The 11,928-nt window shown below is 40.4% G+C and carries 7 protein-coding genes; 6 read left to right on the top strand and 1 reads right to left on the bottom strand.

Features of this window, described 5'->3' with window-relative positions:
* Positions 1–356 precede the first annotated feature (356 nt).
* From rimP to infB, 3 genes are read left to right on the top strand one after another with little or no spacing between them, the layout of a single operon-like run.
* Entirely contained in the window at positions 357–818 is a 462-nt protein-coding gene (gene rimP / locus UXI14_RS15440; protein ID WP_335966891.1) for a ribosome assembly cofactor RimP, read from the top strand.
* A gap of 13 nt (positions 819–831) precedes the next feature.
* Positions 832–2,064: a transcription termination factor NusA gene (nusA, locus tag UXI14_RS15435; protein WP_277900291.1), complete on the top strand. Its 1,233-nt coding sequence runs from the start codon at positions 832–834 to the stop codon at positions 2,062–2,064.
* A 38-nt stretch (positions 2,065–2,102) separates the two neighbouring features.
* Positions 2,103–4,970 carry a translation initiation factor IF-2 gene (infB, locus tag UXI14_RS15430; protein ID WP_335966890.1) on the top strand — a complete coding sequence of 956 codons (2,868 nt, stop codon included), beginning with the start codon at positions 2,103–2,105 and terminating at the stop codon, positions 4,968–4,970.
* 68 nt (positions 4,971–5,038) lie between these two features.
* On the opposite strand, the gene UXI14_RS15425 is transcribed toward infB, so the two are convergent.
* Positions 5,039–5,443, bottom strand: a complete 405-nt coding sequence (locus UXI14_RS15425) for an SPOR domain-containing protein (RefSeq protein ID WP_335966889.1) — start codon at positions 5,441–5,443, stop codon at positions 5,039–5,041.
* A gap of 212 nt (positions 5,444–5,655) precedes the next feature.
* Between UXI14_RS15425 and UXI14_RS15420 the strand changes: the two genes are divergently transcribed.
* The 3 genes from UXI14_RS15420 (at position 5,656) to nrfD (ending at position 11,927) form a co-directional block, all read left to right on the top strand.
* On the top strand, positions 5,656–6,942 hold the full coding sequence (locus tag UXI14_RS15420; protein ID WP_335966892.1) for a c-type cytochrome: 1,287 nt from the start codon (positions 5,656–5,658) through the stop codon (positions 6,940–6,942).
* 83 nt (positions 6,943–7,025) lie between these two features.
* Positions 7,026–10,157 carry a TAT-variant-translocated molybdopterin oxidoreductase gene (locus UXI14_RS15415; RefSeq protein ID WP_335966888.1) on the top strand — a complete coding sequence of 1,044 codons (3,132 nt, stop codon included), beginning with the start codon at positions 7,026–7,028 and terminating at the stop codon, positions 10,155–10,157.
* A gap of 36 nt (positions 10,158–10,193) precedes the next feature.
* Positions 10,194–11,927, top strand: coding sequence for an NrfD/PsrC family molybdoenzyme membrane anchor subunit (nrfD, locus tag UXI14_RS15410; RefSeq protein WP_277900287.1), 1,734 nt, complete (start codon positions 10,194–10,196; stop codon positions 11,925–11,927).
* Position 11,928 lies beyond the last annotated feature (1 nt).

The following is an 11,928-nucleotide window of genomic DNA, read 5'->3' as shown; positions in this document are numbered from 1 at the left end:
ATAATACAGATAATATTAATAGGAATTAACTAAGTTTAAATTAATCCATACTGATATAGATGAAATTAAACAAAGTAGAGACGCAAAAAGGGGTGGTTTTTTTGGAAACTTCTTTGTAATGCATTACGCATATCGAGCAGATAATATTTAGTGCTGATCCCGTCCAGTATTCAACCAATCTACCTATGCTTAACCACAATGGTTTCTCGAAGTTTTCTTAGAAGAATTTGATACATAATAAATTACTTTGGGCGAAGTATTTATAGGTTTAAAAAAAATTGTATATTTGCACCGTTGAAAGTGAATAATCTATTTCAGAGGGGACAAAAAGTCCCCTCTTTTTATACTAATCTTAGATGTTGAAGGAAAAAGTAACAGCGCTTTTAAACGAAGTTTTTGAAGATAACAAATCGTTGTTCTTGATCGACTTTTCTATAACTCCAGATAACAAAATCAAGGTAATTATAGACGGGGACAACGGAGTTTCTTTAAAAGATTGTATTGCCGTAAGCAGGCATGTGGAGCACAACCTCGACAGGGAAGAAATAGATTTTTCTTTAGAGGTAACTTCCCCTGGGGCAACAGAACCCATTGTTAACAATAGGCAATTCAATAAAAACAAAGGAAGGAAACTTCAGGTTAAAACCGCCGAGGAAAAATTTGAAGGAGAACTAACCAATGTAGCCGAGAGCGGTATAGCATTGAGCTGGAAAGCCCGTGAACCCAAGCCTGTAGGTAAGGGAAAAGTAACGGTAAAGTATGAAAAAGAAATCCCTTTTGCGGATATTATGGAAGCTAAAGTGATGATAACATTTTAATTAAGAAATTGACATGGAAAATCTTGCATTGATCGAATCATTTTCTGAGTTTAAAGACGACAAACTCATAGATCGTGTAACCTTAATGGCCATTTTGGAAGATGTATTTAGAAATGCGCTAAAGAAAAAGTTTGGTTCTGATGATAATTTTGATATCATTATAAACCCGGATAAAGGGGATTTAGAGATTTGGAGAAATAGGATTGTTGTTGCCGATGATGAAGTAGAAGACGATAATCAGGAAATATCACTTACGGAGGCTAGAAAAATCGAACCCGATTTTGAAGTGGGCGAAGATGTATCCGAAGAAGTGAAGCTTATAGACCTGGGAAGAAGATCGATATTGGCATTAAGGCAAAACCTTATTTCTAAGATTCATGAACATGACAATACAACAATATACAAGCAGTTTAAAGACCTGATCGGAGAAATATATACTGCCGAAGTACACCATATTCGTCATAAAGCTGTTATTTTGTTGGATGATGAAGGAAACGAGATTATCCTTCCGAAGGATAAACAAATACCTTCAGACTTTTTTAGAAAAGGAGAAAATGTACGCGGTATAATAGAAGGTGTGGAGCTCAAGGGAAATAAACCGATGATTATTATGTCGAGAACAGCTCCCGAATTCCTTGAAAAACTATTCGAACAGGAGATCCCCGAGGTTTTCGACGGGCTTATTACCGTGAAGAAAGTAGTGAGGATACCCGGCGAAAAAGCAAAAGTAGCCGTAGATTCATACGACGACCGTATAGACCCGGTAGGGGCCTGTGTAGGTATGAAAGGTTCTAGGATTCATGGAATTGTCCGCGAATTGGGGAACGAGAACATAGATGTTATTAACTTTACCAATAACCCACAGTTATTTATCAGCAGGGCGTTGAGCCCGGCAAGGGTAAGTTTAGTAACTTTGAACGATGAAACCAAACATGCCGAAGTGCTTTTAAAACCCGAAGAGGTTTCCAAAGCCATTGGTAAAGGTGGTTTTAACATACGTTTAGCCGGGCAATTAACCGGTTACGAAATAGATGTGCTTCGCGAAGGAGTCGAGGAAGATGTTGAGTTAACAGAGTTCTCAGACGAAATTGAAGCATGGATTATAGATGAATTTAGAAAAATTGGTCTCGACACTGCCAAGAGCGTGCTCGATCAGGATGTAAGCGATTTAGTAAAAAGAACAGACCTGGAAGAGGAAACTATTTTGGAAGTGGTCAGAATTCTTAAAGAAGAATTTGAAGACTAATTTTTAGGGAAAATAAAATTTAGGATAACAAATATTGTATGGCTGAAAGCGCAAAATTGAGGCTAAATAAAGTTTTAAGAGAGTTAAACATTTCGTTGGACAGGGCGGTAGAGCACCTATCGGCCAAAGGTTACGAAGTGGAGGCCAGGCCTACCACAAAAATAACCAACGAAGTGTACAACGTGCTCTTGGACGAATTTCAAACAGACAGAAGCAAAAAAGTAGCTTCTAAAGAGGTTGGAGAGGAAAAGCGTAAAGAAAAAGAAGCGATCAGGCAGGAGTTGGAAAAAGAAAACGAGCTAAAACGCCAAAAGCAGGAAGAGCAAGAAGTGGTCAGGGCTAAAGCAAATTTATCGGGACCAAAAACCGTAGGAAAAATCGACCTCGACGATAAAGACGATAAAAAAGAAGAGCCGGCCACAGAGAAAAAAGAAGAAGCGCCAAAACCAGCCGATAAAGTAGACACGCCTCAGCAAAAAGAGAAAAAAGAAGACAAGCCGGCAGAACCAGAACAAAAACAGGATAAGCCGGAAGAGAAGGCACCCCAAGCTAAAAAAACGGAGCCTTCTGCCAAGAAGGAAGATACCGAAAAGACAAAACAACAGCAGCCTCCCAAGCCAAAAGCAGAAGAGAAGCCTGTTGTAAAGCAAGAGCCTAAAGCTCCGGTTAAAACAAAAAAAGTAATTGTAGACGGCGAAGAAGTAGATTCTGAACAGGTTAAAACAAAATATACCAAGCTTTCAGGACCTAACTTTACAGGGGAAAAAATAGATTTATCGCAGTTCAATAAGCCTAAAAAGAAAAAAGAAACTTCAAAAGAAGGTGATAAAAAAGGCTCGAACAATGCTTCAGACGACAAGAAAAAACGTCGCAGAAGAATAAGTAAAGACAATAATAGAGGGCCAAGACCAAATAACAACGGTGGAGGAAGATTCAATAAAGACAACAGAAACCAGCGCGGAGGCAAAGGACGACGTTCTCATGTAGAAAAAGTCGAGCCAACCGAAGAAGAGGTTCAAAAGCAGGTTAGGGAGACCCTTGAAAAACTTCAAGGAAAATCCAGTAAGTCCAAAGGCGCTAAATACCGTCGTGAAAAAAGAGATTTCCACAGACAAAAATCCGAACAGGAACAGGCTCAGCAAGAAGCACAAAACAAGGTGCTTAAAGTTACAGAGTTTGTTACCGTGAGCGAAGTGGCAACCTTGATGGATGTACCTGTTACTCAAATTATATCGGCTTGTATGTCGTTAGGGATGATGGTAACCATGAACCAGCGTCTGGATGCTGAAACATTGACCATTATTGCCGATGAGTTTGGTTATGAAGTAGAATTTATAACAACCGATATAGAAGAGACTACTGTAGAAGAAGTCGATAATCCTGAAGATTTAGAAACACGTGCACCAATAGTAACCGTAATGGGTCACGTAGACCACGGTAAAACATCTTTGTTGGATTATATCCGAGAAGAAAATGTAATTGCTGGTGAGAGCGGAGGAATTACCCAGCATATCGGGGCATATGGGGTTACCCTAAAAGATGGCCAAAAAATAGCTTTCTTGGATACACCCGGTCACGAAGCATTTACGGCAATGCGTGCCCGTGGAGCCCAAGTTACAGACCTTGCCATTATTGTGGTTGCTGCCGATGACGATGTCATGCCGCAAACCAAAGAAGCAATCAGTCACGCACAGGCAGCAGGAGTGCCCATTGTATTTGCCATAAATAAGGTGGATAAACCAACAGCAAACCCAGATAAGATTAAAGAAAGCCTTGCCAATATGAATTTACTTGTTGAAGATTGGGGAGGTAAAATCCAATCGCAGGATATTTCGGCTAAAACCGGGCAGGGTGTTCAGGAATTATTAGAAAAGGTACTCTTAGAAGCAGAACTACTTGAATTGAAGGCTAATCCAGACAAAATTGCCAATGGTACCGTGGTTGAAGCATACCTTGATAAAGGTAGGGGATATGTTTCTACGGTGTTAGTGCAGGCGGGTACCCTTAAAATTGGTGACTATGTACTTGCAGGAACCCATAGCGGTAAAGTAAAGGCAATGCAGGATGAACGCGGTAAAGATATCAAAGAAGCGGGCCCTTCAACACCAATATCTATTTTAGGATTGGACGGTGCGCCACAGGCGGGAGACAAGTTTAATGTATATGAAGACGAGCGTGAAGCAAAGCAAATTGCTACCAAACGTACGCAATTGCAACGTGAGCAGTCTGTAAGGACACAGCGCCATATTACTTTGGATGAAATAGGAAGACGTATTGCACTAGGCGACTTTAAAGAGCTTAATATTATCTTGAAAGGAGATGTTGATGGTTCTGTTGAAGCATTGACAGATTCATTCCAGAAACTTTCTACCGAAGAAATCCATATTAATATCATTCATAAGGCCGTTGGACCAATTACAGAGTCGGACGTGCTTTTGGCAACCGCGTCAGATGCCATTATTATAGGATTTAATGTAAGGCCGATGGGTAATGCCCGTTCTGTAGCCGATAGGGAAGAGATAGACATCCGTACATATTCTATTATTTACGATGCCATTAACGACCTTAAAGATGCAATGGAAGGAATGTTGTCGCCTGAATTAAAAGAAGAGATAACCGGTACCGCTGAAATTCGTGAAACCTTCAAGATTTCAAAAGTAGGAACTATTGCAGGTTGTATGGTAACCGATGGTAAAATATACCGAAACTCGGGAGTGCGTTTAATACGCGACGGAGTTGTAATATTTACCGGGGAATTGGCTTCATTGAAACGTTTTAAAGATGATGTGAAAGAAGTTTCAAAAGGTTATGACTGCGGACTTCAAATAAAGAACTACAACGATATCCAAGTTGGAGATATAGTAGAAAGCTTTAGAGAAGTAGAGGTGAAGAAAAAGCTTAAATAAGCAAAACTTTTATACATAAAAAAGAGCGGCCCATTGAGCCGCTCTTTTTTTTATGTCTTTTGTGGGGTTTATGGCTGCAACAAAAATGCACTGGGGTATTCCTCTTTTACTTTCAACAAATACCTGTCGGCTTCCAGTCTGGTCCTGAATTTGCCGACCCTTACTTTGTAGTTTGGGGTTTCAAAAGCAATGTCGCATACAAGGTCCTTGAACTCGCTGTTAAAGACCCTTTTGGCCTTTTGGGCACCTTCCAGAGTCCCGTTGTAAATCTGAATCCTAAAACGCTTTTCGTTATCCGTTTTGTTCAGTTTTGTTTTGTACGCTACAAGCTCATTAAGTCTTTCGTCTTGTTCCACATTAATCACACCCTCTTTTTCAGAAGTTTTAACACTGCTTTGTGCATGGCTAATTCTGCATAGACCAAGGGCAAAAATCAATAAAATTAAAGAGTCTTTATTTCCTAATATTCTCATAATGAATGCTGTTTTATGCAAATGTAAATCTATTATTTTTTTAATAGGCAGTTTTTTTTATTTAGAATTAGTATAAATTATGTATTAACGCTTCTCTAACATTTTCCAAATCGAGTCTATGTCGTATTTTTGTGCTCGGATTAAAAAAACGGTTTATCACGGATACAGTGGAAAAATCGTGCCAATTTATGATAGAAAATACATATTCCAATATGAAAAAGGTGATACGCCGTAATTCAACTTCACGAATTTTAGGTATCGGATTAGCGCTAATGCTATCATTTACAACGACTCTTTTTGCACAAGATCAGCAAGGTGATCCTGCAGCAGGAAAATCTTTGTTCAATACATATTGTGCCGCTTGTCATAATCTAGACAGAAGAATGACAGGGCCTGCGTTGAGAGGTGTGGGAGATAAGCATGATAGGGAATGGTTGCATGCATGGGTGAAAAACAGTCAGGCCTTAATAAAGTCTGGCGATGAAGAAGCCAATAAGCTCTGGGATGAGTACAAGCCGTCTGTAATGACTGCTTTTCCTCAACTAAGCGATCAGGATATTGATAATATTATCGCTTATACCATGGCTCCCAAAGAGGAGAAAAAACCAACTGATGCAGGGGCCGGAACGGCAACTGCTCAAAATGGTGGATCTGGGGGCGTAGGTAACGAAATTATACTTGGGGCGCTTGTTCTAGTGTTTGGAGTATTGGTTGTAATGTTGTTCTTGGTGAATAAAACGTTACGAAGAATTGCAGCAGTAAATGGCGTGGAATTTCCAGAGAAGGAAGAAAGGATGCCGTTATGGAGAGCCTTTGTTAAAAATCAGTTTTTAGTATTAGTTTCTGTAGTATTCTTGTTGTTGGCGTCTGCTTATTTTGCATTTGGGTATCTTATGCAGGTTGGCGTAGATCAAGGATATCAACCAATCCAGCCAATTCACTTTTCGCACAAAATTCACGCGGGGGATAATAAAATAGATTGTAAATATTGTCACTCTTCGGCTAGAACTTCAAAAACATCAGGGATTCCATCCTTAAATGTATGTATGAACTGTCATAAGAGTATTCCAGAGGTTGCAGAAGAAACTGGCGGGGCGGAATATTCAAAAGAATTTTATGATGGAGAAATCGCTAAACTTTACAAAGCTGTAGGATGGGATGTTCAAAATCAACAATATACTGGAGAAACAGAGCCTGTAAAATGGGTGCGGATTCATAATTTACCAGATTTCGCATACTTTAATCACTCGCAGCACGTAACGGTAGGAAGAATTGCTTGTCAAGAATGTCATGGTCCGGTTCAGGAAATGGAGATTTTACATCAAGAAGCTCCGTTAACAATGGGTTGGTGTATTAACTGTCACCGTAAGACAAATGTAAAAATGGAAGGGAACGAGTATTATACAAAAATACATGACGAGCTTTCCAAAAAATACGGCGTGGAAGAGTTGACAGCTGCCCAGCTTGGCGGAATCGAGTGTGCTAAGTGTCACTATTAATAATAATTTCTCGAGAGAGTTTAACATAAAGAATCTAAGTGAAGCCTGTTAAGGCAGGCCGATTTAAAATAGTTATATATAACATGGCATCAAACAAAAAATACTGGTCAAGTGTTGAGGAGCTAAATCCAAATAGCTCTATCGCTGAGACGCTTAAACAGAATGAGTTTGTTGAGGAAATCCCTACAGATGAGTTTTTAGGAGATAAAGAATCATTAGATTCTTCGTCTACGAGCAGACGGGATTTTCTTAAATATGTAGGGTTTACTACAGCTGCTGCTTCATTGGCGGCTTGCGAGGGGCCCGTAAAGAAAGCAATTCCTTATGTGGTGCAGCCGGAAAATATAGTTCCGGGCGTGGCAAATTATTATGCTACAACCATTGCCGACGGGTACGATTTTGCTAGCATATTGATAAAAACTCGTGAAGGAAGACCAATTAAAGTAGAGAGCAATACAGACGCTAAAATAAATGGTGGTGCAAATGCAAGGGTGCATGCGTCGGTATTAGGATTGTATGATAGTTTAAGGGTACAAGGGCCCAAATCAAAAGGCCAATATACATCATGGGACGAGCTTGATACAAATGTGGTAAATGGGCTTAATGCTGCCAAAGCAGGTGGAAAGCAAATTGTATTGTTGACACAGACTTTTGCCAGCCCTGCTACCAATAAGTTGATAGCTGAGTTCGCTGCAAAGTATGGTAGTGTTAAACATATTCAGTATGATGCCATTTCTGAAGATGCGGCCCTAAATGCTTTTGAAGCAACTTATGGGATGCGTGCTTTACCGGATTACGATTTTTCCAAAGCAGAAGTAATTGTTTCCTTTGGCGCAGATTTCTTGGGCGATTGGCAAGGTGGCGGATACGATTCAGGGTATTCCAAAGGTCGTATTCCAGCTCACGGAAAAATGTCGCGTCATATTCAGTTTGAATCAAATATGAGTTTAACCGGTGCAAACGCCGATAAAAGAGTTCCTTTAACGCCTTCTCAGCAAAAAATAGCCTTGGCTAAATTCTATGCAGCGTTAAATGGTACTTCTGTTGGTGGTGAATTGCCGGCAAAAATAGATGAAGCAGTTAAAAATGCTGCTGCCCAAGTAGCAAGGGCTGGTAGAAAAGCAGTTGTTGTCACCGGAATTAGCGATGTTGACGCCCAAAAAATTGTTTTGGCAATCAATAAATCCATTTCCAGTGTGGTTATGGATGTAGATCAACCTCGATTAACCAGGCAAGGAAATTCAAAACAAGTGGCTGCACTTGTTAAGGATATGAATGCTGGCAAGGTTGGCGCTTTGATAATGAGCGGTGTTAACCCGCTTTACACATTGCCAAATGCGGCAGAGTTCGAAGCTGGCTTGGCTCAGGTTCCATTATCCGTAGCCTTCTCGCTTAAAGAAGATGAAACTTCAACAAAAACGACATATGTTGCCGCGGCACCCCATTATTTAGAATCATGGGGGGATGTGGAGATGAAAAAGAATCATTTCAGTTTAATGCAACCAACAATACGTCCTATATTTAATACAAGACAATTTCAGGATTCACTGCTAAAATGGACTGGTAACGATGTTGCTTTCCATGATTACATGAGGCAGGCTTGGGAAACTACTGTTCTTGGTGGAGCTTCATGGAACCAAGCATTGCACGATGGAGTTTTTATAGGAAACGGAAATGTTGTTGAAGTTGTAGAAGAAGATAATACTGATGAAGCCTCAACCGATGAAAATATAGATAAAAATGAAGCTTCCATGGTGGCCGAGGCCGCTGTGGCTTCCGTTGCCGCTTCTGCCAGAAAATTGGCAGGAACTGCATCAAGCGGAATGGAGCTTGTATTATATCCTAAAACAGGAATGGGAGACGGTAAACAAGCCAATAACCCATGGTTGCAGGAACTTCCCGACCCAATTACGCGTACAACTTGGGATAATTACTTGACAATCTCTTTAGCAGATGCCGAAACGCTGGATTTGGAAAACTATACCGTTTCCAATGGAGGGCTTAATGGAGATTATGTAAAAGTAACCGTTGGCGGTGTTTCCATAGACCAAGTACCAGTTTTAATCCAGCCGGGTCAAGCTAAAGGGACGGTTGGACTTTCATTTGGATATGGTAAAAAACTTGGCGTAAAAGAGGAAATGAAGACCGGGGTAAATGCATACCCGCTTTATTTAGACTTTAATAACTCCCAAGAGGTTAAAATTGAAAAAGTTTCTGGTACGCACGAGTTTGCCTCAGTGCAGATGAAGAGTACCATGGACGGAAGAAATGATATTCTTCGTGAAACTTCACTGGAGATATTTAATACTAAAAATTCGCACGAATGGAATCCGCAACCGGAAGTGTCTGTAAATCATCAGGAGGTTCCCGTTGAAGAATCAGATCTTTGGGCATCTTTCGATTCCAGCATAGGGCATCATTTCAATTTATCGATAGACTTGAATGCTTGTACAGGTTGTGGAGCATGTGTAATTGCCTGTCATGCCGAGAACAACGTTCCGGTAGTTGGTAAGAGCGAGGTGAGAAAATATAGGGATATGCACTGGTTGCGTATAGATAGGTATTATTCATCAGAAGAAACCTTCGAAGGCGATACGGAAGTAGTAGAAGCTGCTCCTAACTCAATTGGTACATATCATCAGTTAGAGCATCCATCTGAAAATCCTCAGGTGGCATTTCAGCCGGTAATGTGTCAGCACTGTAACCATGCGCCTTGTGAAACAGTTTGTCCTGTTGCGGCAACATCACATGGTAAACAAGGTCAAAATCAAATGATTTATAACCGTTGTGTGGGTACAAGATATTGCGCAAACAACTGCCCTTATAAAGTACGTCGTTTCAACTGGTTCTTGTATAGTGAGAATGACGAGTTTGATTTCCATATGAACGATGACTTAGGAAGAATGGTATTAAACCCAGACGTAACGGTAAGATCTCGTGGTGTAATGGAAAAATGTTCTATGTGTATACAAATGACGCAAAAAACAATCCTTGATGCCAAGAGAGATGGTAGGTCAATTAAGGACGGCGAATTTAAAACAGCATGTTCGGCAGCATGTAGCTCTGGAGCTATGGTGTTTGGCGATGTAAACGATAAAGAAAGTGAAGTGGTTGCGCTAAAAGAAAGTAACCGTATGTATCACTTACTTGGTTTTAAAGGAACCAGACCAAATGTATTCTATCACACAAAAATTAGAAATACAGAAGAAGCGTAAAACAAAAAACTAATAAGAATAATTATATAAAGTATTATGGCGTCGCATTACGAAGCACCTATACGTGAACCTTTAGTAACGGGAGAAAAATCTTACCATGATGTTACTGTAGATGTTGCCGCCCCGGTTGAGGGAAGGGCAAACAAACAATGGTGGATTGTCTTTTCAATAGCTTTAGTAGCCTTCCTTTGGGGGTTGGGCTGTATTATTTATACCATTTCAACTGGTATTGGTGTATGGGGATTAAATAAAACCATTGGATGGGCCTGGGACATTACCAACTTTGTATGGTGGGTAGGTATCGGGCATGCAGGAACACTTATCTCGGCAGTATTGTTGTTGTTCCGTCAAAAATGGAGAATGGCCGTAAACCGTTCTGCAGAGGCAATGACGATCTTCTCGGTTGTTCAGGCAGGTTTGTTCCCAATTATTCACATGGGACGTCCTTGGTTGGCCTATTGGGTACTTCCAATACCAAACCAGTTCGGGTCGTTGTGGGTAAACTTTAACTCACCATTGCTTTGGGACGTATTTGCAATATCTACATATCTATCGGTTTCACTTGTATTCTGGTGGACAGGATTGCTCCCGGATTTTGCAATGCTGCGCGACAGGGCAGTTAAGCCTTTTCAGAAAAAAATATATAGCTTGTTAAGCTTCGGATGGAGCGGTAGGGCAAAAGATTGGCAACGTTTTGAAGAAGTATCCTTGGTATTGGCAGGTTTGGCAACACCATTGGTACTTTCGGTGCACACCATTGTATCTTTTGACTTTGCTACATCGGTAATCCCGGGATGGCACAGTACCATATATCCTCCTTATTTCGTTGCCGGGGCAATTTTCTCGGGCTTTGCAATGGTATTAACGCTGCTCATTATTATGCGTAAAGTATCGAACCTTGAAAACTACATAACAAGAGCCCATATCGAGTACATGAATAAGGTAATTTTGCTTACCGGCGGGATTGTAAGTGTAGCTTATATAACCGAGTTTTTTATTGCATGGTACTCCGGAAGTAATTACGAAGACTACACATACCTTTCAATTGGTGCCGCTACGGGCCCTTACTGGTGGGCATTTTGGGCCTTGATTATATGTAACTTTGTGGTTCCGCAAACACTTTGGATAAAGAAACTGAGAAGAAACTTTATGTGGTCGTTTATTGTATCCATTGTTATTAACATAGGGATGTGGTTCGAGCGTTTCGATATTATCGTAATCAACTTGAGTAAAGGTCACTTGCCGTCGTCATGGTCTATGTTCTCTCCAACTTTTGTAGATGTTGGGATATTTTTGGGGACAATAGGGTTTTTCTTTGTATTGTTTTTATTGTATGCAAGAACATTCCCTGTAATAGCACAGGCAGAGGTTAAAACAATATTGAAATCATCTGGGGAAAGGTACAAGAGACTTCGCGAAGAAGGCAATAGCCTTGCCGGAACCGCAGCCGACCACAGAACATCTGACATTGCTGAAGTAAGCAAGAAAACATCTTCAGAAAGTATAAAAATAGATGCCGAAAAACAGGCTCAATTATTAGCTTCCTTGGGGGTTCATGACGATGAAGATGAAGCAGACGACCTTAAAAAGATAAACGGGATCGGTCCGGTTATGGAAAAAACATTGAACCAGATAGGGATCTATAAATACGAACAAGTAAGTAAAATGTCCGAGAAAGAATACAATCTTTTAGATGAAATTACAGGAGCATTTCCTGGAAGGGCACAAAGAGACGATTGGGCAGGTCAAGCTAAAAACTTAATAAATTAAT

The organism is Galbibacter sp. PAP.153, assembly GCF_037029175.1.
Taxonomy (GTDB): Bacteria; Bacteroidota; Bacteroidia; order Flavobacteriales; family Flavobacteriaceae; genus Galbibacter; species Galbibacter pacificus.
This window is presented reverse-complemented; position numbering and strand designations above follow the sequence as displayed.